The organism is Chryseobacterium sp. JAH, from assembly GCF_001507335.1.
Lineage (GTDB): Bacteria > Bacteroidota > Bacteroidia > Flavobacteriales > Weeksellaceae > Chryseobacterium.
The window spans coordinates 176,362-201,972 of the sequence record NZ_LMAH01000004.1; the positions used below are offsets into that span (position 1 = coordinate 176,362).

Consider the following 25,611-nt stretch of genomic DNA (forward strand, 5'->3'; position numbering starts at 1 on the left):
AGAATCATCCTGAAAGGTTTTTTTATAAAAATTCAAATTAAAAAGCTATTTTTGAAAAATTTGAAATTTCAATCTATGAAAACCAAACACCCAAAAGGGCTTCCCTATTTATTCTTCACAGAAATGTGGGAACGTTTCGGCTACTATTTAATTCTCGGAATTTTCGTTCTCTATGTCATTGAACCAGCTGGTATGAAAGGCGGTCTCGGTCTTCCCGACAAAACTGCTGACGATATTTTCGGAACTTATATTGCCTTAACGTATCTTACTCCATTTATCGGTGGTTTTTTGGCAGATAGAGTTTTAGGGTACATCAAATCCATCTACCTTGGTGGGATCTTGATGGCAGCAGGGTATATCGGTATGGGAGTTTTCAAGGATCTTACCCTTTTTTATTCTTCATTGGCATTGATCATCATCGGAAATGGTTTTTTTAAACCTACCATCTCAACATTATTAGGTAATTTATATTCTGAAGAACCTTACAAAGCCAATAAAGATTCAGGGTACAATATTTTCTATATGGGAATTAATATCGGGGCTTTTATCTGCAACCTTATTGCCGCTTTTATGCGAAATAAATATGGTTGGGGCGAGGCTTTCATCACTGCCGGAGTTGGTATGCTGATAGGTATGGTCATCTTTACAATTGGTCGAAAACACTACATCCACGCTGCCCAAATGAAGCCCGTACAGGAAGGTGACACCAAACTTTCGGAAATTTTGATGAAAGTATTTCTGCCGGCGATTTTATTTGGATTAATCGGATGGTTCATTCCAAACAATATTTTTGGAAGCGACAGCACTGATGCATTTATTTTCGCATGTGTTCCTGTAATTTATTTCTACGGATCACTTTACTTCAAAGCTAAACCAAATGAAAAAGCTGCCATTGGAGCTTTATTGTCTGTATTCATGATTAGTATGTTCTTTTGGGCAGTCTTTAAACAAAACGGAACAGCGTTGACAAGATGGGCCAACTATTATACAGACAGAAGTGTATCGGCTTCACTTGAAAAACCTTTAGAAAAAATCTATATGGTTGATGGGAAAGGTTATGAGACTAAAGAAGTTCCTGTTTATGACAATCAATATCAGTCTCAAAAGGACAAAGATGGGAATGCTTTAAAAGTACAGGGTAAAGATGTATATTTCAAAAATATTTCACCTGAAAAAAGAGCAAGTTTAGAACAAAATCCGGATAGCAAACTTTTCCTTTATAATACTGAATTATTCCAGTCTATCAATCCGTTTTGGGTCATTGCTTTAACTCCTGTCATCGTTGGTTTATGGGCATTCTTGAGAAGACGAGGGAAAGAACCACTGACCCCTACTAAAATCGTTTTAGGACTTTTCATTTCTGCACTTTCATGCCTTGTAATGGTGTTGGCTGTATCAGCAGGAGAAAACGGAAGTGTGAAAGTTTCTCCATGGTGGCTTGTAGCGAGTTATGGAGTAATTACTGTGGGTGAGCTCTGCCTCTCACCGATGGGACTATCATTTGTCTCAAAACTTTCCCCGGCACGATTGACGGCATTGATGATGGGTGGGTTTTTCCTTGCCAACTCTGTCGGCAACAAACTTTCAGGAATTCTGGCAAGCACATGGTATAGCTACGAGAATAAGTCTAATTACTTCATGGTAAATTTCGGTCTGTTGATCTTTGCAACTATACTGGGACTCTTCATGCTGAAAAGACTCAACAGAATAATGAAGGAAAGCGGACATTAAGTTTTAACACAAAAATTATATCTAAGCTGTAGAATTTATCTACAGCTTTTTTTTGTTTAAAATAAAAATTAAAACCTTGTCAAAAACTCAAAAAAAACTATATTTGTGGGTCTTAACAAAAAATTAACAATTAATATATGGATACAGCAGTTCAGTCGAAGACTAAACACCCAAAAGGATTATGGGTTCTATTCGGAACAGAGATGTGGGAGCGTTTCAACTTTTATGGAATGAGAGCATTGCTTACCTTATTTATGGTAAACTCTCTCCTAATTAAAGAAGCAGATGCGGCAATCATTTACGGTGGTTTCTTGGCTTTGTGTTATTTAACTCCACTTTTGGGAGGTTTCATAGCAGATAAATACATCGGAAACAGAAACGCAATTTTGGTAGGTGGTAGCTTAATGGCTCTTGGGCAGTTGTTATTGTTTTTCAGTGCTTCAACGTTTTCTTCTGATCTCGTAAGTGCAAAAACCTTGATGTGGTTAGCCTTATTCATTATTATTTTTGGAAATGGATTCTTTAAACCGAATATTTCTTCAATGGTGGGGAGTCTTTATCCGAAGCAGGAAAAATCAAAATTAGACTCGGCATTTACCATTTTTTATATGGGTATTAATATTGGTGCATTTTTAGGCCAGTTTATTTGTCCATATTTAGGAGATGTTAAAGATTCTGAAGGCGTGAGAGATATTTTCGCATTCAAATGGGGATTCTTAGCGGCTTCAATTGCAATGCTTATAGGTACAGTAACTTTCTTTATTCTTAAAAACAAATATGTTGTAACACCGGAAGGAAGACCAATCGGTGGATTACCAAAAAACAATACGACTGATGATTTTGAAGAAGGAGAAACTCAGACAGCAGTATTTTCTGGTAAGAACATGGGAATTGCAGCTGTATTGTTCGTTGCTCTTTTCTTCGTTTTCAGATATATTTTGGTAGGAGAATTCGGCTTCAGTTCTGTAGGAATGGGACAATTGATTAAAGGTATCATCTACCCTTTCATCTACGCAGCAGGAATTGCATTGGCATTCTTAATTATGAGTTCTGCTGAAAACAAAGTGGAAAGACAAAGAATCTGGGTAATTTACATTGTTTCATTCTTTATTATTTTCTTCTGGGCAGCTTTTGAGCAAGCAGGTTCATCATTAACATTTATAGCAGATAACCAAACTGACAGAGATATTTTTGGTTGGAATATGCCACCATCAATGGTTCAGATTTTCAACGGATTATTTGTTGTAGCACTAGCTTTACCTTTCAGTTTACTTTGGGATAAATTAAGAGCAAAAGGAAAAGAGCCGGTTTCGCCAATGAAGCAGGCAATGGGTCTTGCATTAATTGCTTTAAGTTATTTCATCATCGCTTATAATGTCAAAGATTTAGGAAATACAGGTCTTTTAGCCATTAAATGGTTAATGTTACTATATCTAATCCAAACAATGGGTGAGCTATGCTTATCACCAATCGGTTTATCTTTGGTAGGTAAATTAGCTCCAAAAAGATTTGCATCTTTACTATACGGAGTTTTCTTCATCTCAAATGCAGCTGGTTATGCTTTGGCAGGCTCGTTAGGAGCAATTATTCCTGCAACAGGAGATAAGTTTGTAAAAGCCGAAAAATTAGGCGTAAACCTTCAGGATGTTTTAGATAAAAAAGTGACCCTTACTCCTGAGCAGGTGGCATTATTTGAAAAAGAACAATTACCAATCGCAAATACTACATTTGCAGGAGTAGAAATTCATAATTTATTTGAATTTTTTATGGTATTTGTGGTATTGTGTGGAATTGCAGCTGTAATTCTTGCCATTTTATCACCAAAATTGAAGAAGATGATGAATGGTGTAAGCTAAGATCATTTAAAAATTATAATGCAAACCTCTGATTTTTCAGAGGTTTTTTTTATAAATTCGTGCAATACAAGTTTCAAGTCGTGATGTAATCATTATGAATTGAAAAATCACTAATTATTTATCAATCATTACTATGAGCTTAACCCTTGACGAAATACAGAATTTCAAAGGAAAATACCCAAAACAACTATGGACGCTTTTCACCGTAGAAATGTGGGAACGTTTCTGTTTTTATGGAATGCGTGGAGTTCTTACATTTTTCATGGTAGATCAGCTTTTGCTGAAAGATGACGTTGCCAATCTTCAATACGGTGCTATTCAAGCATTTGTATATGCTTTTACTTTTATAGGTGGGATTTTTGCTGATAAAATTTTAGGCTTCAAAAAATCATTATTTTTCGGAGGAATCATTATGATTCTTGGGAATTTATTGATTGCTTTGGCTCCTCAAGAAATGTTTTATTATGGAATCGCTTTCTCTATTATTGGTACAGGATTCTTCAAACCAAATATCTCATCAATGGTTGGAGAATTGTATGATGAAAAAGATCCGAGAAGAGATGCGGGTTATGGTATGTTCTACGCAGGAATCAATATTGGAGGACTTCTAGGTGGTGCATTATGTATTTATTTAGGAAAATACCACTCTTGGACTTTATGTTTTCTTGCGGCAGCAGTAGTTATGATTATCGGTCTCTTAACATTCCTTTTCACCAAGAAAAATTTAGGACCAATCGGTAATTCTCCGTTGTTAAGTATGGATTCAGGGAAGAGAAGAATCAGAGAAATTGCAGTTTATGTACTATCAATTTTAAGTATTCCATTAATTTTCATCATGGTTAAAAATACCGACTACACAGATTATTTCATGTATACCATAGGAATAATTGCAGTCGGATATTTCATTTTTGAATTATTAAAATTAGAACAGGTTAGTTATAAGAAAAAACTGATTGCAGCATTTGCGTTTATCTTTTTCTACTTTTTATTTAATGCAATTTATGAGCAAAGTGGTGGTTCTTTGTCTTTATTTGCTAAAGATAATTTAAATCACAACTTATTAGGATTCAATATTGATCCAAATGTTGTAAACAACAGTTCAAACACACTTTTTGTTATTGTTTTAAGCCCAATTATAGGTTTACTTTGGCTTTGGTTGGCGAAGAAAAAACTAGAACCCAACACACTTATCAAGTTTGGAATTGGGTTTTTATTCCTTTCAGCTTCATTTTATATTTTTTATTACACTAAATTTTTTGCCAATGTAAAGGGAATTACCTCTTTAAATGTTTTTGCATTCGCATATTTTATTACTACAATTGGTGAACTTTGTCTGGGACCAATCGGAATGTCAATAATCACCAAATTATCACCAAAAAAATTATTCGGAATGATGATGGGACTATGGTTTTTGGCAAGTGCATTCGGACAGTTGGCTGCCGGAAAACTGGGCGCAGAAATTTCAAAATCAAATACAGGAAATGATTTAGTATCTAAATTACAATCGTATACAGACGGTTATTATCAGCTTGCAATTTACGCATTAGTTGCAGGAGTGGTACTGATTTTGATATCACCTTTAGTTAAAAAATTGATGCAGGAAGTTAAATAGAACGTTGAACACCTGTACAAATATCACATCATGAGAAAAATTTTCACCATACTATTCCTTTCCTTTATTAGTTTAAATTTTGCTCAGGTAAAATGGATGACCATAGAAGAAGCATTAGAAGCACAAAAAACCCAACCAAAAAAAATACTTATTGACTTTTATGCAGATTGGTGTGGTCCATGCAAAATTATGGATAAAAAAACGTATGGACATACGGTGATTTCTGAGTTTTTGAATGATAAATATTATCCAGTTAAATTTAATGCCGAGGAAAAAAAGCAGATCGAAATATTCGGAAGAAAATTTGTAAACGAAAATACCGCACATAAAAAAGGAAGAAACTCTCTTCACGAATTTACGCAGTTTATGAATGTAGGAGCTGTTCCGAGTACAGTTTTTTTAGATGAAAACGGAGCTCCTATCACGATTTTGCAGGGAGAACTTTCGGCAAAAGAACTTGAGCCTTATCTTACTCTGATTTCAAATGATTTATTTAAAAAGATTAAAACCAGACAGGAATGGGAAGATTTTCAGAAAAAATTTAAATCGAATATAAAAGATTAAACATAAAGCTTTCAAATTTGAAAGCTTTTTTTATTTCTAAATTTTCCCGAAATTCGTAGACTCATCTATGAAAGAACTTATTAAAAAATTTTTCACAGTAATCATAATTTCAATTCTCGCGACTTTGATAGCGGGAATTTATGGTATTCTACATGATCAGATAACTTACATCATCTCTCCAGAATATTATACAAAATTTAAATTTATCCAGTTTAATATTGATCAGAATCAGCTAAGCACAAGAGTAGCCGTTTCTTTAGTTGGTTTCTTGGCAACGTGGTGGTTTGGTTTGTTTTTAGGTTTTATTTTAGGCATTTTAACTTTAAGGCATAAAGATTGGAAAACGATGCTTAAATTTTCTCTAAAATCCATTTACATAGCTCTATTAACAACATTTATTATCGAAATTCTTGGCTTTTTCTACGGATTTTTTTTGTTAGCAGAACGTCCAAAATCTTATTTTAATTCATCTTTTATTCCTGAAAACATCATTGATTTTAAAAATTATATTACAGTTGGATGTATCCATAATTTCGGATATATTGGTGGAATTATTGGACTAATTTTAGGAATAATTTACTCTTATAAAAAAATGGGATTCCCTCAAAAATGACTTTAGAAACTTCCATAGAATTTGTAAAGGGAATCGGTCCTGAACGAGCCAAACTCATCAAAAATGTTTTGGGAATGTCTACTGTCGAAGATCTTCTGCACTTCTACCCGATTCGCTACATTGATAAAAATAAAATTTATAAAATCGGAAATCTTCAGGAAAGCAATCTTGAAATTCAGTTAAAAGGAAAAATTTCCAACGTTCAGGAAATCCACAATGGAAAAATAAAAAGGCTGACCGCAAAATTCAACGACGATACAGGAAGTATGGATTTGGTTTGGTTTCAGTATTCAAAATGGCTGAAAGAACAACTTCCGGTGAACCGTGAGGTTTTTATTTTCGGGAAAATTAATGCATTCAATCATCAGTTTTCTATGCCTCATCCGGAAATTGAACTGGATGAGAAAAAAGAAAAAGACAACCGTTTACGACCTATCTATCCAAGTTCTGAGAAGCTTACCAAAAGAGGTCTCAATCAGAAGTTTTTTCAGGTTATTTTAAGAAATATCTGTAAAGAAATTCCAAATTTAATTCAGGAAAACCTCCCGGAATATATTATTAAATCGATGAAATTTTTATCGAGGCAACAAACGTATTTAAATATTCACTTTCCGGAAAACTTAGAATATTTTGAAAGAGCTGATTTCAGATTAAAATTTGAAGAATCATTCTTTTTTCAATTAGGTTTCGGCTTAAAAAAAGCACACCATAAGGCAAAATCACATGGGAATCCGTTCTCTATTGTCGGTGATTATTTCACTGATTTTTATGAAAATCACTTACCTTTTGAACTGACCAATGCACAAAAACGTGTTTTAAAGGAAATCCGTCTTGACATGAAAAAGCCCATTCAAATGAACCGTCTTTTGCAAGGCGATGTAGGTTCAGGAAAAACAATGGTCGCTTTATTAACGATGTTGCTTGCCCTTGACAACGGTTTTCAAAGTTGCCTAATGGCACCGACAGAAATTCTTGCGCAGCAACATTACAACGGAATTAAGGATTTACTGAAAGACACCAATATTAGAGTCAATATCCTTACAGGTTCAGTAAAAGCTTCCGCCAGAAAAATCATCCACGAAGAACTGGAAAATGGCGAACTTGCAATTCTGGTGGGAACTCACGCAGTCTTGGAAGATAAGGTGAAATTTAAAAATCTTGGTTTAGCAATTATCGATGAGCAACACAGATTTGGCGTGGCACAGCGCGCAAAACTTTGGGCAAAAAATAAAATTCCACCACATATTTTGGTGATGACGGCAACCCCAATACCAAGGACTTTGGCGATGAGTTTTTATTCTGACCTGGATGTTTCTGTCATTGACGAAATGCCAGTTGGAAGGAAACCGATTATCACAGCTCACCGACGTGAAAAAGACCGTGCTTATGTTTATAATTTCTGTCATGAAGAAATCAGAAAAGGCCGACAGATTTATTTTGTTTATCCTTTGATTGAAGAATCCGAAACATTAGACTATAAAAATCTGATGGAAGGTCTGGAACATGTGATGGAAAATTTTTCAAATTACAACGTCACCATGCTTCACGGAAAAATGAAACCTGACGAAAAAGATGAAGCTATGAATTATTTCGCATCAGGAAACTCACAAATAATGGTTGCTACCACTGTGATCGAAGTTGGTGTCAATGTTCCTAATGCTTCTGTAATGGTGATTGAAAGCGCTGAAAGATTTGGTTTATCGCAGCTTCATCAGTTACGAGGTCGTGTTGGCAGAGGTGCAGAACAGAGTTACTGTATTCTCATGACTTCAGATAAATTATCGACAGAAAGCCGAACCAGAATTAGAACCATGACTGAAACCAATGACGGCTTTAAAATTTCTGAAGTTGATATGCAGTTGCGTGGTCCCGGCGATATTTTAGGAACGCAGCAAAGTGGTGTGGTAGATTTCAAAAGACTTGATCTGGTGAATGATTCTGACATCATTAAAAATACCAAAAATATGGTTGAAAAGATACTTGAAGCCGATCCTTTACTGATGAGAACGGAACATCAGATCATCAAAAATTACTACCTGCAGTATTATAAAGGAAAAAATAAGTGGAGTAAGATTTCGTAATAACCAGTTTCTCCTACAGCCAAGAAATTTCTTTAAATCAAACAGATTCCCTTTAATAAACTCAAGATAAAAAGCCGAATCTTATTTGATTTAAAATCTTCTTTCCATCAGATAATCATCCATTACATACCCATTTCCAATATCGAAGACACCCTCATTGTAGATGTTATAACCTTGAGACTCGTAGAATTTTTGTGCAGAATTATATTTATTGACATTTAAAATAATTCTGTTGTCGCCACTTTCCTTTACTTTTTGATTTAAAAATTCCAAAGTTTTTTTTCCTAAACCTTTTCCTTTGCTTTCCGGAACCAAATAAATTCGGTGAAGTTTTGTTGTCTGATTTTCGTAATGATTTTCGTACCCTAAAAATCCATCATAGGAATGTAAGTTTTCGTCAAAGACAAGATAATAATGATAATCCGGATTTTTCAAATGCTCTGAAATTTCTGCTTCGGAATACATTGTGTCGAGCATGTATTTCATATGTTCTTTGGAGAGTATGTCTGCGTATGCATTTTCCCATGATCTTTTTGCCAAATCCTGAATCAAGGGTATATCTTTTTCTGTTGCTTTGATTAATTTCATTTCTGAATAATTATTAGATTTTTTTAAAAAACACATTAGAACACTTAAGAAGAAACCAAAGATTTTCAAGAACTAATGTCTTCTTCTAAACATTCGAATCAATCACTTCACGTAACTTATGTTTAAAAAAAATGTAGTTATTTTTTTTAGATTAAAAAAGTGAAAAGCATTAAGCCTTTCACTTTTAATATGTTATAGAAATTGACTTTTAACTCAATTAGATTTTCGCCATTTCAGCTTTTATTTTCGCACAAAGTCCTTCCGATGCAGGAACCAATGGAAGTCTCAAATAGTTTTTGATCAATCCTTTTTCTGCCAAAACCACTTTAATTCCGCAAGGATTTCCTTCAGCAAAAATCAGTCTTGTCATTTCAACCAATTTATTGTGAATTTCATACGCTTCATCTACTTTTTTATCAAAAGCCAACTGAACCATCGTTGAAAATTCTCTCGGATAACCCTGGCCAATTACAGAGATCACTCCTGCTCCACCCGCCAAAGTCACAGGAAGAGTAAATTCATCATCCCCTGAAACTAAGTTGAAGCCTTCTGGCTTTTTTCTTAATATATCAAAATACTGAAGAATGTTTGGTGCAGCTTCTTTAATCAAGAATAAATTCGGGAATTCTTTTGCTAAACGCAAAGTCGTATCTGCCTCAACGTTTTGTCCGGTTCTTGAAGGAACGTTATAAATGATAATATTTTTTCCGGTAGAAGCCAACATTTTATAATGCTGGTAAAGCCCTTCCTGATTTGGTTTGTTGTAATATGGAGACACAGATAAAACGGCTTCAAAATCAGACAAATCTGTTTCTTCGATCTGCTGTTTGACTTCTAGAGTATTGTTTCCGCCAATTCCCAAAACCAATGGAAGACGTTTATTATTAACCTTAATGATGTGCTCAACTACCTGTTTCTTCTCGTCCGAAGAAAGTGTTGCAGCTTCCGCTGTAGTTCCCAATACCACCAAATAGTTGGTTCCGTTTTCGATGTTGTACTCTATGAGTTTTTTCAAACTTTCGAAATCTACGGATAAATCTTCATTAAAGGGCGTTACCAAAGCAACACCTACTCCTTTTAAAATGCTCATCTGTTAGAAATATTTTCCCCAAATTTAATAATTTCATACAAGAATTTACAATATTTAATCCTGTTTTATTATACATATAATTATATTTGCATTATACTAAAGAAATTATGCAAAATAAATTCTTATTACTAGGAATTGCTCTGTTCTCACTCACAGCCTGTAAAACGACATCGTTGAAGCTTGCCAATGTGCAGATACAGAAGAATATTACTATTAATCAAGACTTGAAGGACAATGAAGATTTTGCGAAATTTATTGAGCCTTACACACAAAAACTCAATAAAGAGATGAATCAAAAAATCTCTTACACTCAAGTTGATTTAACAAAAGAAGGTGATAACAGTAATCTGGGAAATCTTTTGGCAGATTACACCTTCGAGGGAGCGAATGTTTGGGCGAAAGCAAATCTCAATAAAAACATCGATGCAGCACTTATCAATATCGGAGGAATCCGTACGACGATTGGGAAAGGTGACATACTTCTGAAAAATGTTTTTGAAGTGATGCCTTTTGAAAATGAAGTGATTATTGTAAAATTCAAAGGTTCAGATTTGCAGGGACTTTTTGATTATTATGCTAAAAATTTAAAGAATAATCCGGTTTCCCATTTGTATATAGAAACTAATGATGGAAATATTTTAAAAAGTTTAATCAACGGAAATCCGGTAAATCCTTCTCAGGATTATTACATTGCAACATCTGATTATCTGGCTTTGGGTGGTGACAATATGAAGTTTTTCGCAAAAGGACAATCAATTTCTACAGGTATAAAATTGAGAGACCTTTTTATCGAATATTTTAAGAAAAATCAGCAAATCAATCCTACAGAGGACGTTCGTTTAAATTTTATCGGGAAGAAGTAATGGATAGAAAAAGTTTTTTAAAAACGATAACAGGCGGATCTTTAGCGATGACTTTAGCTCCGAATTTACTGATGGCTGAGGAATTAAATTTAAATTCTTTCTCTTCAGCCAATAAGTTAACGATTCTTCATACCAACGATCAACACAGCAGAATTGAACCTTTCGATTCTAGTTACACACGAAATCCCAATCAGGGTGGTTTTGCGAGAAGAGCAAGCTTAATTCAGAAAATCAGAAGCGAAGAAAGCAACCTGCTATTGCTTGATTCCGGTGATATTTTTCAGGGAACTCCTTATTTTAATTTTTTTGGAGGAGAGCTTGAGTTTAAACTGATGTCGATGATGAATTATGATGCTTCCACTATGGGAAATCACGATTTCGATAACGGTTTAGACGGATTTTTAAAGGTTCTTCCGAATGCGCAGTTTCCGTTTATCTGCTCAAATTATGATTTTAAGAATACCATTTTAGACGGAAGAACTTCACAGTATAAAATTTTCAACAAAAACGGAATTAAGGTCGGAATTTTCGGAGTCGGAATCGAACTTGACGGTTTGGTTGGAAAAAAACAATATGGTGAAACCATTTGGTCCAATCCAATTGATGTGGCACAACATTATTCCAACTTTCTAAAAAATGAAAAAAAATGTGACCTCGTTATTTGTCTCTCTCATATCGGATATGATTATAAAGAAGAAGCTGAAAAAATAAGTGATAAAATCTTAGCTTCAAAAACAGAAAACATTGACTTAATTTTAGGTGGTCATACCCATACTTTTTTACCTGAACCTCAAACATTTCAGAATAGACAGGGCAAAAATGTGTTGGTGAATCAAGTGGGTTGGGCTGGTCTTCTTTTAGGCCGAATAGATTTCTTTTTTGATAAAAATAAAAATGTACAACAGATTAGCTGGAACAACCAGGCAATCGACAGCAGTATAATAGTATAATATGAAAAAACTTCTAATTTCTCTTGGTATATTAGCATCTTTGCAAATTGTAAGCGCACAGAATATTTCTTCAAAAAAATGGGCAGATTTATTCTCTTACAATAATGTTTTGGCAGTAAAAGATGATCATGGTAAAATCGTTGCTGCTACAGAAAATGGGATATTTTTTTATACCCTTGCTACAGGAGAAATTACAAAACTTTCTAAAGCAAACGGTCTTCACGAAGTTAAAATTTCTGCATTTGACTATAATCCACAGACTAAAATTGGATTAATCGGTTATCAAAACGGATCGCTTGATGTGATTACCCCACAAGGAGTCACGTATGTTGTGGATATTCCTATTGCAACAGGATATAATGGAAGCAAAAGAATCAATCATATTTCGATTACCGGAGACCGAGCTGTAGTTTCCGTAGGGTATGGAGTTTCTATTTTCGATTTAAAAAAGAAAGAATTCGGCGATTCTGCATTCTTCGTTACCGGAGGAGTTTATCAGGCAAGCAACGAGGCGACAATCAAAGACAATAAAGTTTTTTCGGTAACCAGTACAGGATTGAAAACCCATGAACTCAATACAACTTTTCCTGTTTTTTCTACTTGGGCAACCGAACTTGCTGGTAATTTTACCCATATCGATTCTGAAAACACTGTTGCTTTTTCATCATCAACAGCTGCATACATTTATAATAATGGAGTTTCAACTCCCGTTTCACAGACATTTGGAAATGTGAACGACGTGGTAGTCAATTCAGATAATATTGTTATCACAGATGCTGCAAGAATTTACAGCTACAATACGAACGGAACTTTTGCCGGTTCTGTCACTGTGGGTGAAGCGTGCAATACTGCAACGAAAGTTGGTTCAAAAATATATCTTGGAACTATTTTATCCGGTTTAAAAAGTGAAGATAATATTGCTTATAAACCCGATGGCCCTTACTTTAACTATTCGTATAAAATAAGATTATTTAATGACAATCAGCTTTTAGTTTCAAGTGGTGGACGCGAAGCAAGATTTAATACAAATTTATTTAATTCTAAAAATCCAGGCTTTTACTACTACAATGGAATGGAATGGATTTACTCCTCCTATTTTGTTGGTAACACTACAAACTTTAATATATTAGATGTAATTGCTGACCCCACTAATACAAGCGAATTCTTTTTCAGCAATTATAACAACTCATCGGGACATGGTATTTATAAGATGAAATATAACGGAGGTTCGAAAGATTTTGAATTTGTAAAAAGATATGAATTGGAAGCTACCAATCCTTATATGAACAGACCCGTAGGGTTTGCATACGATGATCAGAACAATCTGTTTGCAAGTATGGCATTTTCCGGATCCAATGCAGCAACTCCTGGTTTTGCTTATTATGACAGAGCCACAGACAATTTTTTGGTGAAATACGCCACAGGTCTTGGCAGTCCTGGCATCCAACAATTGGTGTATCACGAAAATAAATTTTGGACTCCTCTTCCAAGAACAAATAATTTCTTAGTTTATGATACGAAGAAAACACAAAGCATTACTGATGATACCTTTACTGTCTTAGGGGAGAACAATGGGTTGCCCGGCTCTTCTGTCGGAAGTCTTTCAGTTGCGTTTGATAAGTCAAATAGCGCATGGATAGGAACTGATGTGGGATTAAGGATTCTTCCTAATGCAGCAGCAGAAATTGACAACAGTCCCACTCTTGAACCAATCGTAATCGAACAAAACGGTCTCGCAGAAGAGTTATTCAGAGATTCTCAGGTTTTACAGATAGAAGTTGATGGTGGAGACCAAAAATGGGTTTCTATTGATGGTGGTGGAGTTTACTATCTTTCAGCATCAGGCGAACAGGTTATTAAAAGATTTACAAAAGAAAACTCACCACTTCCTACAAATACCGTTACCGATATTAAAGTAGATAAAAAGACAGGAAAAGTTTACTTTGTAACTTACGACGGTATCGTAACCTATCAAGGTGATGTTGCCGATGTAACCTCTAATTTTGGAAACGTTTTAGTGTATCCAAATCCTGTAGTTTATGCTCAGTTTAAAGGTAAAGTAACGATTAAAGGTCTAGCCGAGAAAACCAACATTCGAATCACGGATGCAGCAGGAAACATCGTACATTCTGCTATCGCAAGATCAGGATATTATGAATGGGATCTCAATAATCAAAAAGGAAAAAGAGTAGCATCAGGAATTTATTTTGTACTGATGACCAACGAAGATGCCAGCGATAAAGCAACCGCAAAAATAGCCGTTGTCAATTAATGAATTCTCAAACCGGTTTTTTACTTTCATTTATAAAATATGGTGAAAACGATGCAATTCTGCACTGTTTTACCGAAGAGGAAGGCTTTCAGACTTATTTCCTACGAGGTATCTATACCAAAAAGAATAAGAAGAAAGCCTTTCTGCTGCCTTTAAATAAACTTAATTTTTCAGTAAGAGGTGGTAAAACCAGCAGTCTGCAGGTTATTTCAAGTTTTGAGATGCTCAATCTGCATGATGTATATACTGATATTAAAGCAAATACCGTTGTATTTTTCATTTCAGATTTTCTTAATCAGATTTTAAAAAATGAAAATAAAAATATTGCGGTTTTTCATGTAATCGATGAATGTATAGATCAACTGAGCACCAAAAACTATCAGTCTCATCTTATTTTTTTAATTAAAATCTTAAAAATTCAGGGGGTTGCACCACTTTTAGGTGAAGGCGTTTTTTTGGATCCCGAAACCGGAACATTTTCCCCTTTTTCTATGCACCTTCTTTTTGATGAAGAAAACTCTCTGCTTTGGAAAATGATTATGTCATCTTCAAACCCTTACGAAATAAATATTCCGTCTGCAAAAAGGAAAAGTTTTTTAGACAGTATTCTGGTCTATTACCATTATCATATTTCGGATTTTAAAACTCCTAATTCCTTAGAAATCATTCAGCAGATTTTTGAATAAATTTAAAAATCGACATTTTTCAGCAAGGCTGTTTTTTACATTAAGCATTGAATGAATTTTTTTCAAAATTTATTATTGTCTGATTTTGAAATAAAAAACTAAAATTGTTTTAACAACAGACTGCGCCCCGGATTGAACGGTATGTTTGAGCTCATTGTAAGAAAGAGCAGATGAAAGGGCACAAAAAAGCGAGTAGTGAAAGCCGGAATTGTGCGCCAAAAAAACTATCCTCCCGTGGAAAAACTTTCTAAGCTGGTCATCCCACCGTCAACGAAAATACTTGCTCCAGAAATGTAATCTGCGAGATCACTCGCTAAGAAAGCAGCCAAGTTTCCGATATCTTTCGGCTGACCGATTCGGTTGTACGGAATAAGATCGAGCAAAGAATTGAGGGCATCTTTGGTTTCCCAAGCATCTTTATTAATCGGTGTTTTAATGGCTCCCGGACCAATGGAGTTCACTCGGATTTTATCTGAACCAAACTCCTGTGCCAGTGTCTGCATCAGCATTTTGATGGCTCCTTTACTCGCTGCGTAGTTGGCGTGACCTGCCCATGGAATAATTTCGTGCACCGAACTGATATGAATAATTTTTCCGCAGGCGACAGAACGTGAAGTGTCTATTCCTCTCCTTAAAAATTCTTTGATGGCTTCCCTTGAGCATAGAAATTGTCCGGTAAGATTGACTCCCATTACCGAATTCCAATCCTCCAATGTCATTTCGGTGAATTTCGCATCTTTCTGAATTCCAGCATTATTAACAAGAATATCAACCGTTCCGAATGCCGCAATGACATCTTTGAACATTTTGATTACCTCATCTTCCTTCGAAACATCACATTGATAAGTAATTCCGCTTCCTCCGGCATCGGTGATTTCCTTTAAAACTTCCTGAGCGTTTTTATACGATTTTTCTGAAGAATGATTGATAATGACGGCGGCTCCAGCTTCGGCCATAGATTTTGCGATTCCTGTTCCTATTCCGCTGGATGCACCTGTGATGATGGCGACTTGATTTTTTAGTGAAACTTCCATTTTAATATTTCAAATAGTATTTATAACCCATCTGAAAGTATCACGCCAAACTTGAAATTTTAATTTTAAATTATCCTAAAGATTTTTGCGCATGACAAACTGAGGACCGCATCTTCCGATTTTCATTTTACCGTCATGAAGATATCTAGTTTGAATATATAGCTGAAAAGCCTGAGTATTCTTCTCATTGACTGCCAAAACAATTTCATTACAATTTACAAAATGGTTTTTCAAAAAATGATCAATCTCAAGCATTGCAGATTTGCCAATACCTTTTCCTTGAAATTCCGGATTCACAGAAAGGGAACGTAGGAGAACAGCGTCAGAATTTTCTGTGAACTCAAATTTATCTTCTCCAAAATCTAACACAAAAAACCCTACCGCTTTTCCATTATAAAAAAGAGTAACAGGAAAAGCTGAAAAGTCACCTTTTTGATTTCTTATTTCAATTTTTTCTAAAGCTTGGTTAGCTGTTGCTGTATATTGTGATTGTACAGAATCCAAAACATAGGTTAGCTCCTGGAAATCTTTTGGCCGATAAAATCTTAGTTCAATCATGATTCAATGGTGATAAATATCTTCGTACATCACTCCAGCTCGTATTTCAACAGCCAGTTTATTTTCTTGAGGAACGATTGGGCAATTGTAGTCATACGCATTATAAGCACAGAAAGGCTGATACGACTGATTGAAATCTAAAACAATTGTATTTCCCATCGGAATTTTTAAATCCATATACTTTCCGCCACCATAAGTTTCTTTATTATTGGTTTCGTCGAGGAAAGGAAGAAAAAGATGATCTTTATATTCTTCCCTTTTCATTAAATCTAAACTTTGATAAATGTTTAATGTATACGACTTTCCATCTAGTTCGAAGGTTGCTTTTCCAAATTGCTGATAGGATTTTGATTTCCCGGAAGAAGTAGGTAGATCGAAAGGCTGAGGATTTTCGGTTTTAACAAAATTTGCAGTAACTCTGTATTTTAAATCGATTGGAAAGAAAGCATGCTGTTTAAATTTCGCAAAATTATCATCTCTTAAAGGTGTTTCTTTCGGGTCTAAATATTCTTTATTTAAATCTTGCTGAAATTTCTTGATTTCTTTAATTTCTTTCGATTGTCGTTTATTGACTTGGGAAAATGCAAATAACGGAAGTATAAAAAATAGAAATAGGATATATTTTTTCATTGAATTATTCTGAAATTTTAATTCTGTAAATATCTGACGAATTCCTTTTGATTGATTTTACAAAAAAACCACCTTCTTCAGGAATAATTTCTTTAAAATCAAAACTTGTACAATCTTTCGGAAGCCCTGAAAACACCAATGTAAACCAAAAATCTCTCATGAAAGGAACAGCCGTCCAGTTCGGATAAATTGTAATGTTTTCAGCGTGAATCAATTTACTTTTGTGGCTGGAAGAATTGTCAACAAGGTAGGTTGTATTCCAGATTCTGATGAGATTTCCCAAAAAAGGAGATGCAGGGAAGCAGCAGTGCACAATTACCTGCTTCTCTTCCTCAATTTTAGTCTGAAGAGATTCCAGCAATTCTTTTGCGATAATGGGTTTTACAATGACTTCTTCCATGAGGTATGGGTAACGATTAATTGGTACTGGGTAATTTACAGCGTTCTCAAAATTACTTATTGCCAATTATTCATTACTTATATTTTAATGTTTGAGTTCCAATTTTTCTTTGCTGTATGCTCTTACTTGTTCAGTAAGTTCAGGATTTTCTGCTAAATTTTGTCCGTATGAAGGAATCATTTCCAATAATTTTTCTCTCCATTCTCCATTGATTTTCTCGGGAAAACATTTTTCAAGTACATTAACCATCGCGAAAACTGCTGTGGAAGCTCCAGGAGATGCCCCCAACAAAGATGCTATTGTTCCCTGCTTATTGACTACCACTTCGGTTCCAAATTCTAATTTTCCGCCCTGTTTTCCATCTTTTTTGATAATCTGTACGCGTTGTCCGGCAACTTTCAATTCCCAGTCTTCTTCTTTGGCGTCTTTTACAAACTCTCTCAAATGCTGAATACGCTGAGCTTTCGTCATCGCAACCTGTTGCACCAAATATTTCGTCAGCGGAATATTATGCCACCAGGCTCCGAAAAGAGATCTGATGTTTTTCGTATTCACACTTGCAGGTAAATCAAGATAATTTCCTTCTTTTAAAAATTTAGTTGAAAATCCGGCAAAAGGACCAAAAAGTAATGCTTTTTTACCGTCAATAATTCTTAAATCCAAATGCGGAACAGACATGGGCGGTGCATCAACTGTTGCTTGCGTATACACTTTTGCCTGATGCTTTTCTACCAATTCAGGATTGTGAGTAACAAGCCATTCTCCTGAAACCGGAAAACCGCCATACCCTTCACTTTCTTTGATGTCTGAACTTTCCAATAATGGTAAAGCATAACCACCTGCTCCGATGAAAACAAAATCTGCAACCACTTCCTGTTTATGACTGTGAATTCTGTCTTTAACTTTCATTTCCCAAGTTCCGTCGGTTCTAGGATCAATATCTTTAACTTCATGATAAAGAAAAACTTCAACATTTGAGTCTTCCAATAAATGTCTACCCATCTTTCTTGTAAGACTTCCGAAATTGACGTCGGTTCCCAAATCCATTTTCGTGGCTGCAAGAACTTCTGCTTCGTTTCTTTTGCTCATTACCAGAGGAATCCATTCTCTCAATTGGTTATGATCACTGGAAAATTTCATATCAGAAAATAAAGGTGAGTCTTTCATGGCTTCATACCTTTTTTTCAGATATTCAGCATCTTTTTCGCCAAATACCAAACTCATGTGTGCACAAGAATTAATAAAATCTGATGGAGTACTGATGTATTTTTTATCAATCAGGTAAGACCAAAACTGTTTTGAAATCTCAAACTGTTCAGCAATACTTTCTGCCTTTGAAATATCCACTGTTCCATCCTCGCCTTCAGGTGTATAATTCAATTCACAAAAAGCAGAATGTCCTGTTCCTGCATTATTCCAGGCAGCGGTACTTTCTTTGGCAAATCTTCCTAATCTTTCAAAAATTGCAATATTTAAATCAGGATCGAATTCGTGAAGTAATGTGGCTAATGTGGCGCTCATAATTCCGCCTCCGATTAAAACAACATCATATTTTGGTTTTGGAGTTCTGCTTAAAATTGTATTCGGCATACCTTTAAATTTACTACGAATTTCGGGAAAAGTTTTTTATTAAATGCCTGTTTAATGATTTTTAACATGATAATTTTTGATCTGAATTGGTGATATTTATGCTCTCGCGGATTGAGCTGATGAACCAGATTTCACTGATTCATATTATAAAAATTAGAATCACGGAAAAGTCTGCTCCGTAAGTGCAAAATGATTACAGAAATCATATTCTGGAGGAATTGGAAGTTCTAGGAGCGGGATGATTGTATCATTCCACCTATTGTTTTCACATTTTATTCTTTGTCCTTTTTTCCTTAATTCTCAAACATCGAGTTGTTGCAGCCCTACCTGGACAGAGTTCTTTCACTTCCACTTTGGTTCGGCAAAAAACAGGGTGTGGAAAGTGGAAATAGCCACCATAAAAAAAACACCAGCAAATGCTGATGTTCTATTTTTGATGTAAATTAAATTATTCTTAATTCAGTTTTGCAGTCAGTTTTTTGAACTGTTTCTCCGCATTTTTACCTTCATATAAAATGGCATAAATCGTGTCAATGATAGGTAATTCAAGATTTTTCTGTCGTGCTGTTTTGTAAATTGAATCTGCCGCATAATATCCTTCTGCAACCATGTTCATCGACTGAATAGCCGATTTTACAGTGTACCCTTTCCCTATCAGATTTCCTAAGTTTCTATTTCTTGAGAACAGTGAGTAGGCAGTTACGAGTAAATCTCCCAAATAAGCACTCTCATTGACATCTCTAGGTGCTTCGTAAATTGCTTCAAGGAAAGTTTCCATTTCACGGATGGCGTTTGACACAAAAACTGCTGTAAAGTTGTCTCCGTAACCTAAACCGCTTGCAATACCTGCCCCGATAGCAAAAATATTTTTAAGAATAGCACTGTACTCGTTTCCTAAAATATCTTTGCTGGAATTGACTTTAATAAAATCTGAATTAAATATTCCAACTAATTTATCTGAGGTTTCGTCTTCTACAGTCGCCACCGTAAGGTAAGAAAGTCTTTCCATCGCAACTTCTTCTGCGTGACACGGTCCTGCAATGACTGCCTGATTTCTGAAGCCGATTTGAAACTCTTCCTTTAAATAATGCGCTACGACATCATTCACTTTAGGAATAATTCCCTTGATTGCTGAAACAAAGATTTTGTCTTTGTACTCGCAAGTCATTTTTTCCATTGTATCTGACAGATAAATAGACGGAGTCGCCAAAACAACCACATCGCAAGCCGTAACCAACTCATTGATATCTGTTGTAAGTTTTAAATTTTTAAGATTAAAATTCACTGCCGTAAGATACGTCGGGTTGTGACCGCGAAGCTCAATTGCACCTTTTACAAATTCATTTCTCACGCACCAATGTACTGTTTTACAGTTTTCAACAAGCATTTTCACAATTGCCGTCGCAAAACTTCCGCTGCCGACAACTCCTACAGAAATGTCTTTTTTAGGCTTTTTTGAGTTTGCTGATTCTGAAATTGTTTTCTTTTTCGCCATAATTAAAGTCTGAACTGCAAATATATTAAAACAAAGAAATAAGATACTGTATAAATCTGATAATCCTTATTTTCTTAAAAATTAACATTCTCGCACAATTAAATGTTTAAAATTCCGTTAAGTATAAAATATTCTAGATTTTAATTAGAAATAATTCTTAAAATTTATTTTTAACTAAATTTGCACCCTTAAAACGGTTTTTTAATTCTAAGAGAGAAAAATGAAGAAATTTTTAGGAAGCAAAAAGAAAGTAAACATTCTGATCGCAGGACTTTTACTGGTAGTTTTTGTACAAAGTATTTTTATTGCCAGGTTGTATTCTACAAAAGATGATAAAAATTATGAAGTTAATCTGGTAAAAATAAATACAGAGAAAGATAGTGTAGATTATCTAAAAATGAAGACAGACCTTAGTTTAGTAGACCAAACAGTAGGACAGCTGAACTCATTTTTAAAATCTAAAGATATTAAGAACGAAAAATTGATGGTTCTTGACAGCGACAGTATTTCAAACTCAATTTATCTAGCCAAACAATCAAACCGATACAGTCAATATTTGATGAACTTGCAGAAAAAACTGATGCAGGTTCCTCTAGGAATGCCTACTGAAGGCTACATTTCATCAAATTTTGGAATAAGAAAAAATCCTATTCCATTCAAAACGGTTTTTGCTTCAGTGAAACCAACCGCAGAAACTAAGACAGCAGCAGTTGCCACAACTTCCGCAAAACCTGAGGTAAAAGCTGAACCTTATGAGAAAACAATAGAATTAACGGACAGCTACGGAAATAAGAGAGAAGTAAAGGTGATGGTGACACCAAAAGCTAAAACGGAAGCAGTCGCTTCTGCACCGACAAATGCTACAGCGAAAACTGTTGCTGCAAATACAGGTTCAAAGACTCCTGTTGAAAAAAACAATCCACCTGCAGAGGCTGATCAGATGCAGTTTCACAAAGGTTTGGACATTGCTGTTCCTTTTGGCTCTGATGTTGTCGCAACGGCTGCCGGAACTGTCATTTTTTCAGGGCAGAAAGGCGGTTATGGAAACTGTGTGATTGTTTCTCACGGAAATGGTTTAGCTACACTTTACGGGCATTTATCGAAATTGGTTACAAAAGTGAATGATAAAATAAAAGTCGGACAAGTCATTGCAAAATCAGGAAATTCAGGTCGTTCTACGGGTCCACATTTGCATTATGAAGTGCACAAAAACAATACTCCGGTGAATCCGAAGTTGTTTATGAATTTATAAAAAATGTAATCAGTAATAAAAGAGTCGGCGGCACCAAAGGTGCCGCCGACTCTTTATAAATCAAAAAAAATTAGTAAGCTGCGGTAAAACGCTCTCGAATATGGTTATTCTGCTCAAGCTCATCCACCAAAGCAACAGCAACATCTTCCACAGAAAGAATGCTTCTTCCATTTTCATCAAAAACAGGTGATTCTAAAGATGTTCTATATTTTCCTGTTCTGATTCCTGCTGTTCCTGCATGCATTTCGATTGCAGGGCTGAAAAACGTCCAGTCTAATGTATCGTTTTGTTTGATAACATTTAAATAATCTCTTGCAGCGGTTGCTCCAGGTTTGATGTCTGCAGGGAAATCAGGACCATCAACCAACTGATTTCCGTCTATGAATAAGCTTCCAGCTCCACCAACGGTAATAAATCTTTTAACACCAGATTGAACCACTGCCTTTTCAATATTTTTACTTCCATTCAAAAAATCATTGTAAAGATTTGGGTTTGTCCATCCCGGGTTGAAGGTGTTGATTACGGCATCATTTCCTTCCAGAACTTTAGCAAATTCTTCAACGTTGTTGACATCTGCACTTACTGCATTTATATTGTCTTTTACATCAACTTTTGAACTGTCTCTTGCGATTGCATTGACTTCATATCCTCTGTTTGACAATTCATTAACGACTTGTTTTCCCACGAACCCCGTGGCTCCTATTACTGCTACTTTTTTGCTCATTTTTTATTATTTTTTATTATTTTAAATTAATTGTAATAACTATTGTTACATTTTACACCAAAAAATTTTAATCAAATTGATCTGTAAATTCCTTAAGTGATTTATCTCCCAAAAAACTTTTCACCAAAAGCTCTGTCTGCTCAAAAAGCATAGAAAGATGATTATTGATCTCCTTCCCAACAGGACAGGCAGGATTGGGTTTTTGATTTTTTTTACCTAAAACTTCATTATTTTTTACTGCTGCGTAGATTTCAGAAATTTTAATTTCGCCAGCACTTTTCGCTAGCGTAGTTCCACCATCTTTCCCCAATCGGCTTGCAATTAATCCAGCTGCACGCAATTCACTTAATTCCTTACGAACGATTACCGGATTTACATTGATGCTTCCGGCAATCCAATCAGAAGTGAGCCATTCGTGTGGAGCTTTTGCCAGTAAAGTCATGATATGTACCGCCGTTGCGAATCTTGTATTGCTCATAATGATCATGCAAAGATATAAAAATTTTAATTGTAACAAAATTAATTACAATTATATTATTTAACTGTAATTAATTTATTTAAAAATTATTTTGTTTCAATCTCAACAATCTTTTTTCCAATATCTCCAAAGTAACGATTGATAATTGATTCATAAACCTTGTAACCGTCATCAACATTGGTAAAGATTACTAAACCTTGTTTTGTTTTAGGCAAAATAAAAACAATCGTGTTTACACCTTTGTCTGTACCACTGTGAGAAAGCACAATCTCGTTATTTCCCAAGTCATAAATCTCAAAACCAAGCCCTAAATATTTATTCTCTTTTGTTTTAACTTGTTTGGTTTTCAGATCTTCAAACACCGTTTTTGAAAGCAGATCGTTATTCATTATAGAAATTAAGAATTTACTGTAATCTTCAACAGAAGTTATCAAATCGTCTGCTGCGTTTGCTTTTGTGTTTTTTACAAAATCATATGGTCTTCCGTTTTTGTCATATCCCATAACAATCCTTTGTGAGTCTTTTCTCTCATTCCAAATGTAACTTGTATCGTTCATTTTCAAAGTTTTAAAAATCATTTTTTTGGCTAAATCTTCCAGACTTTTGTGAAATTTATTTTCGATCGCTTTTCGCAGATATTCAAAACCTTCACCTGAATATTGATATTTTGTTCCGGGATCAAATTCAAAACTTAATTTTTTATCCGTTTTCTGCCATCTCCAATTTGGAAAACCCGTTTGATGACTTAAAATCATTCTTGTAGTTAGTTTTTTATGTCTCGGATCTTTTGCAATATCAGGATCAATCCAGTATTTATCGAGCGGTTCGTCAAGATTCCATTTTCCTAAACTTACCAAACGCAAAACGGTCATCGCAGTCACAGGTTTGGTTAAAGAAGCAACATTAAAAAGACTGTTGTAAGGAGCAGTCATTTTTTTATCAAGAGTTCCGTAAACTTTGATTTCTGTTAATTTTCCATCTTCAATCACCCCCAATCCCAAAGTCGGAATGTTGTTATCTTTTAACAATTGCTGAAGATTATCTGTAATTTTTGATTTGCTGGGATCACCGTGGTCGTAACTGAGAACGTCACTCATGATCCATTTTCCATTTTTTTTTGTCCAGACTGATGTGAATTTTGCCTGTCCTCCCAACACATCTTCTTTATTTTTTTCACGAATGTAGAACTGATGTTCTCCTGTCTGTATCGCACCATACAAGTTACCATTATTGTACAATGGAAAAACTTCGAGGCTGTTTTCAATGACTTTACGAATCGGTTTTTGATTGGGGTTTGAACAAAGATTTGCTTTTGTTCTTTCTAAAAATAATTTTTTATCCTGAAAGCCTCCGTTGTCGTGATAGAATTTAAGGTTATCATCAACAGCTTTTTCCAAATATGCAATATCGCAGTTGTTGAATCCACGATCGAAAAATAAACTGTCTTGCTTTTTTAATTCTAAAGATAAAGGTGAATTTTTTGCTACTTGCGACTGTAGATTTGTGATAAAAAAGAAAAATGTAAAAACGCTGATTTTGAGTTCTTTTATCATTGATTAATTTTTGACAAATATTCAGAATTAATCAAATTGAATTCAAAAAAACAGCCCGACAAAAACCCGACAATCGAATTTTAATTTTATAATATACTGAAATTCAATTGATAAAAAAGCTTTTTATTTTTATCAATTTCATAAGCATTTCTCAGAATAATATAAATATTTGCAAGAACCAATACGATCATCGTAATCATCACAGATGGAGATCCAAGTTTTAAAATTGCGACAATCATGAAAATAACAGGTGAAATAATGGCTAAGAAAATCTGAAGAGAAACAATTTGCTTTACAATTTGAGATTTCTCTTTCGTAAAAAGCATAATCATTAACGGAGGTAAAAAATTGGCGATCGGAAACCAAGCGAGAGGTAATGAAGAAAGATTGATCATTTTGATAAGAGTAGAATTAAAAACCCCTTCTTTTTTTATCGATGGCAAAGAATTTTCAACAAAAATTTCTTTTGGAATTTCTTGTATCAATAAATCCTTTTCGGAAATATTAAGAGTAGAAGCCAATGTTTTCAAAGTATAACCTTTCGGATCTGTTCCGGCTTCAATCCTTTGAATCGTTCTCACGGAAATGCCTGATCGTTCAGCAAGTTCTTGCTGAGTGAAATTTTTCTGTTCTCTTATTTTTTTTAGTTCCGACATTGATGAAAATTTACTGAAACAAATTTAATGATTCAATCTGTTTTAGTTTAAATAAAAAATTACCCGTAAAACAGGTAATTTAATTTTAAATATGTTAGCTATATTATTTTATATCCAACAATTCCACCTGGAAAACAAGCGTACTGTTGGGTCCGATTTCTTTGCTGATTTGCTGATCTCCATACGCTAAATGTGGCGGAATGATCAATCTCCATTTACTTCCTACAGGCATCAGCTGAAGAGCTTCTGTCCAACCTTTGATTACTTTGTTTAATGGAAATGAAGCCGGAGTTCCTCTTTTTACAGAACTGTCGAAAACCTTTCCTCCGATTGTC

Annotated in this window: 24 protein-coding genes; 11 read left to right on the forward strand and 13 right to left on the reverse strand. The window is 34.8% G+C overall.

The genetic code is table 11. The features are described from left to right. Positions 1-75 precede the first annotated feature (75 nt). From AR685_RS11570 to recG, 6 genes are all read left to right on the forward strand, one after another. Positions 76-1,731, forward strand: coding sequence for a peptide MFS transporter (locus AR685_RS11570; protein WP_059124655.1), 1,656 nt, complete (start codon positions 76-78; stop codon positions 1,729-1,731). A gap of 137 nt (positions 1,732-1,868) precedes the next feature. Further along, on the forward strand, positions 1,869-3,587 hold the full coding sequence (locus tag AR685_RS11575; RefSeq protein ID WP_047446727.1) for a peptide MFS transporter: 1,719 nt from the start codon (positions 1,869-1,871) through the stop codon (positions 3,585-3,587). A gap of 133 nt (positions 3,588-3,720) precedes the next feature. Further along, positions 3,721-5,199 carry a peptide MFS transporter gene (locus tag AR685_RS11580; protein WP_059124656.1) on the forward strand — a complete coding sequence of 493 codons (1,479 nt, stop codon included), beginning with the start codon at positions 3,721-3,723 and terminating at the stop codon, positions 5,197-5,199. A gap of 30 nt (positions 5,200-5,229) precedes the next feature. Beyond that, on the forward strand, positions 5,230-5,763 hold the full coding sequence (locus AR685_RS11585; RefSeq protein ID WP_047446731.1) for a thioredoxin family protein: 534 nt from the start codon (positions 5,230-5,232) through the stop codon (positions 5,761-5,763). Positions 5,764-5,830: 67 nt separating this feature from the next. Continuing rightward, the gene (locus tag AR685_RS11590) at positions 5,831-6,376 is read left to right on the forward strand and encodes a hypothetical protein (RefSeq protein ID WP_059124657.1); all 546 of its coding nucleotides are present in this window, start codon (positions 5,831-5,833) and stop codon (positions 6,374-6,376) included. Next, positions 6,373-8,457 (forward strand): ATP-dependent DNA helicase RecG, encoded by a 2,085-nt coding sequence (recG, locus tag AR685_RS11595; RefSeq protein ID WP_059124658.1) that lies wholly within the window; start codon positions 6,373-6,375, stop codon positions 8,455-8,457. Before AR685_RS11590 ends, recG begins: the two co-directional genes overlap by 4 nt. Positions 8,458-8,547: 90 nt before the next feature. Here the strand turns inward: recG and AR685_RS11600 are convergent, their stop codons facing one another. Together AR685_RS11600 and dapA are read right to left on the reverse strand one after the other, a co-directional pair. Further along, the gene (locus AR685_RS11600; RefSeq protein ID WP_059124671.1) at positions 8,548-9,045 is read right to left on the reverse strand and encodes a GNAT family N-acetyltransferase; all 498 of its coding nucleotides are present in this window, start codon (positions 9,043-9,045) and stop codon (positions 8,548-8,550) included. Between the two features lie 217 nt (positions 9,046-9,262). Further along, entirely contained in the window at positions 9,263-10,135 is an 873-nt protein-coding gene (gene dapA, locus AR685_RS11605) for a 4-hydroxy-tetrahydrodipicolinate synthase (protein ID WP_059124659.1), read from the reverse strand. 107 nt (positions 10,136-10,242) lie between these two features. Between dapA and AR685_RS11610 the strand changes: the two genes are divergently transcribed. From AR685_RS11610 to recO, 4 genes are read left to right on the forward strand one after another with little or no spacing between them, the layout of a single operon-like run. Beyond that, a complete protein-coding gene (locus tag AR685_RS11610) occupies positions 10,243-10,998 on the forward strand; it encodes a 5'-nucleotidase C-terminal domain-containing protein (protein WP_059124660.1) in 756 nt (251 codons plus the stop codon). Continuing rightward, the gene (locus tag AR685_RS11615) at positions 10,998-11,948 is read left to right on the forward strand and encodes a bifunctional metallophosphatase/5'-nucleotidase (protein WP_059124661.1); all 951 of its coding nucleotides are present in this window, start codon (positions 10,998-11,000) and stop codon (positions 11,946-11,948) included. Before AR685_RS11610 ends, AR685_RS11615 begins: the two co-directional genes overlap by 1 nt. A 1-nt stretch (position 11,949) precedes the next feature. Further along, a complete protein-coding gene (locus AR685_RS11620; protein WP_185096018.1) occupies positions 11,950-14,220 on the forward strand; it encodes a hypothetical protein in 2,271 nt (756 codons plus the stop codon). Beyond that, the gene (recO, locus tag AR685_RS11625; protein ID WP_059124662.1) at positions 14,220-14,906 is read left to right on the forward strand and encodes a DNA repair protein RecO; all 687 of its coding nucleotides are present in this window, start codon (positions 14,220-14,222) and stop codon (positions 14,904-14,906) included. The genes AR685_RS11620 and recO overlap by 1 nt, the downstream gene beginning before the upstream one ends. Positions 14,907-15,130: 224 nt before the next feature. Here the strand turns inward: recO and AR685_RS11630 are convergent, their stop codons facing one another. The 6 genes from AR685_RS11630 to AR685_RS11655 form a co-directional block, all read right to left on the reverse strand. Beyond that, positions 15,131-15,940: a glucose 1-dehydrogenase gene (locus tag AR685_RS11630; protein ID WP_047446748.1), complete on the reverse strand. Its 810-nt coding sequence runs from the start codon at positions 15,938-15,940 to the stop codon at positions 15,131-15,133. A 75-nt stretch (positions 15,941-16,015) separates the two neighbouring features. Next, positions 16,016-16,498 (reverse strand): GNAT family N-acetyltransferase, encoded by a 483-nt coding sequence (locus AR685_RS11635; RefSeq protein WP_047446749.1) that lies wholly within the window; start codon positions 16,496-16,498, stop codon positions 16,016-16,018. A 3-nt stretch (positions 16,499-16,501) separates the two neighbouring features. Continuing rightward, on the reverse strand, positions 16,502-17,128 hold the full coding sequence (locus AR685_RS11640) for a DUF1684 domain-containing protein (RefSeq protein WP_047446751.1): 627 nt from the start codon (positions 17,126-17,128) through the stop codon (positions 16,502-16,504). A gap of 4 nt (positions 17,129-17,132) precedes the next feature. Continuing rightward, a complete protein-coding gene (locus tag AR685_RS11645; protein ID WP_047446753.1) occupies positions 17,133-17,528 on the reverse strand; it encodes a hypothetical protein in 396 nt (131 codons plus the stop codon). Positions 17,529-17,612: 84 nt separating this feature from the next. Further along, positions 17,613-19,118, reverse strand: coding sequence for a malate dehydrogenase (quinone) (gene mqo, locus AR685_RS11650; RefSeq protein ID WP_052188046.1), 1,506 nt, complete (start codon positions 19,116-19,118; stop codon positions 17,613-17,615). A 454-nt stretch (positions 19,119-19,572) separates the two neighbouring features. Further along, complete coding sequence (locus AR685_RS11655) at positions 19,573-20,613, reverse strand: NAD(P)H-dependent glycerol-3-phosphate dehydrogenase (RefSeq protein ID WP_052188047.1); 1,041 nt, start codon at positions 20,611-20,613, stop codon at positions 19,573-19,575. Between the two features lie 220 nt (positions 20,614-20,833). On the opposite strand from AR685_RS11655, the gene AR685_RS11660 reads away from it, so the two are divergent. Continuing rightward, positions 20,834-21,865, forward strand: a complete 1,032-nt coding sequence (locus AR685_RS11660; protein ID WP_082671928.1) for a M23 family metallopeptidase — start codon at positions 20,834-20,836, stop codon at positions 21,863-21,865. 70 nt (positions 21,866-21,935) lie between these two features. Here AR685_RS11660 and AR685_RS11665 read toward each other — a convergent pair whose 3' ends face one another. The 5 genes from AR685_RS11665 to AR685_RS11685 form a co-directional block, all read right to left on the reverse strand. Continuing rightward, on the reverse strand, positions 21,936-22,589 hold the full coding sequence (locus AR685_RS11665) for an NAD(P)-dependent oxidoreductase (RefSeq protein WP_047446757.1): 654 nt from the start codon (positions 22,587-22,589) through the stop codon (positions 21,936-21,938). A 67-nt stretch (positions 22,590-22,656) separates the two neighbouring features. Beyond that, positions 22,657-23,067 carry an Rrf2 family transcriptional regulator gene (locus AR685_RS11670; protein ID WP_047446759.1) on the reverse strand — a complete coding sequence of 137 codons (411 nt, stop codon included), beginning with the start codon at positions 23,065-23,067 and terminating at the stop codon, positions 22,657-22,659. Between the two features lie 86 nt (positions 23,068-23,153). Continuing rightward, entirely contained in the window at positions 23,154-24,620 is a 1,467-nt protein-coding gene (locus tag AR685_RS11675) for a serine hydrolase (RefSeq protein WP_059124663.1), read from the reverse strand. An 86-nt stretch (positions 24,621-24,706) separates the two neighbouring features. After that, a complete protein-coding gene (locus AR685_RS11680; protein WP_047446763.1) occupies positions 24,707-25,276 on the reverse strand; it encodes a helix-turn-helix domain-containing protein in 570 nt (189 codons plus the stop codon). Positions 25,277-25,379: 103 nt separating this feature from the next. Continuing rightward, a partial coding sequence (locus tag AR685_RS11685; protein ID WP_185113247.1) for an FKBP-type peptidyl-prolyl cis-trans isomerase occupies positions 25,380-25,611 on the reverse strand: 232 nt, incomplete at its 5' end.

Bases quoted from the DNA above. Each gene is read 5' to 3' on its own strand.
- AR685_RS11640 (WP_047446751.1), bottom strand. From the start codon at position 17,128: ATGAAAAAATATATCCTATTTCTATTTTTTATACTTCCGTTATTTGCA.
- AR685_RS11570 (WP_059124655.1), top strand. From the start codon at position 76: ATGAAAACCAAACACCCAAAAGGGCTTCCCTATTTATTCTTCACAGAA.
- AR685_RS11675 (WP_059124663.1), bottom strand. From the start codon at position 24,620: ATGATAAAAGAACTCAAAATCAGCGTTTTTACATTTTTCTTTTTTATC.
- AR685_RS11590 (WP_059124657.1), top strand. From the start codon at position 5,831: ATGAAAGAACTTATTAAAAAATTTTTCACAGTAATCATAATTTCAATT.
- AR685_RS11585 (WP_047446731.1), top strand. From the start codon at position 5,230: ATGAGAAAAATTTTCACCATACTATTCCTTTCCTTTATTAGTTTAAAT.
- AR685_RS11575 (WP_047446727.1), top strand. From the start codon at position 1,869: ATGGATACAGCAGTTCAGTCGAAGACTAAACACCCAAAAGGATTATGG.
- AR685_RS11645 (WP_047446753.1), bottom strand. From the start codon at position 17,528: ATGGAAGAAGTCATTGTAAAACCCATTATCGCAAAAGAATTGCTGGAA.
- AR685_RS11615 (WP_059124661.1), top strand. From the start codon at position 10,998: ATGGATAGAAAAAGTTTTTTAAAAACGATAACAGGCGGATCTTTAGCG.
- AR685_RS11630 (WP_047446748.1), bottom strand. From the start codon at position 15,940: ATGGAAGTTTCACTAAAAAATCAAGTCGCCATCATCACAGGTGCATCC.
- AR685_RS11580 (WP_059124656.1), top strand. From the start codon at position 3,721: ATGAGCTTAACCCTTGACGAAATACAGAATTTCAAAGGAAAATACCCA.
- recG (WP_059124658.1), top strand. From the start codon at position 6,373: ATGACTTTAGAAACTTCCATAGAATTTGTAAAGGGAATCGGTCCTGAA.
- recO (WP_059124662.1), top strand. From the start codon at position 14,220: ATGAATTCTCAAACCGGTTTTTTACTTTCATTTATAAAATATGGTGAA.
- AR685_RS11670 (WP_047446759.1), bottom strand. From the start codon at position 23,067: ATGAGCAATACAAGATTCGCAACGGCGGTACATATCATGACTTTACTG.
- AR685_RS11655 (WP_052188047.1), bottom strand. From the start codon at position 20,613: ATGGCGAAAAAGAAAACAATTTCAGAATCAGCAAACTCAAAAAAGCCT.
- mqo (WP_052188046.1), bottom strand. From the start codon at position 19,118: ATGCCGAATACAATTTTAAGCAGAACTCCAAAACCAAAATATGATGTT.
- AR685_RS11680 (WP_047446763.1), bottom strand. From the start codon at position 25,276: ATGTCGGAACTAAAAAAAATAAGAGAACAGAAAAATTTCACTCAGCAA.
- AR685_RS11610 (WP_059124660.1), top strand. From the start codon at position 10,243: ATGCAAAATAAATTCTTATTACTAGGAATTGCTCTGTTCTCACTCACA.
- AR685_RS11620 (WP_185096018.1), top strand. From the start codon at position 11,950: ATGAAAAAACTTCTAATTTCTCTTGGTATATTAGCATCTTTGCAAATT.
- AR685_RS11660 (WP_082671928.1), top strand. From the start codon at position 20,834: ATGAAGAAATTTTTAGGAAGCAAAAAGAAAGTAAACATTCTGATCGCA.
- AR685_RS11600 (WP_059124671.1), bottom strand. From the start codon at position 9,045: ATGAAATTAATCAAAGCAACAGAAAAAGATATACCCTTGATTCAGGAT.
- AR685_RS11665 (WP_047446757.1), bottom strand. From the start codon at position 22,589: ATGAGCAAAAAAGTAGCAGTAATAGGAGCCACGGGGTTCGTGGGAAAA.
- dapA (WP_059124659.1), bottom strand. From the start codon at position 10,135: ATGAGCATTTTAAAAGGAGTAGGTGTTGCTTTGGTAACGCCCTTTAAT.
- AR685_RS11635 (WP_047446749.1), bottom strand. From the start codon at position 16,498: ATGATTGAACTAAGATTTTATCGGCCAAAAGATTTCCAGGAGCTAACC.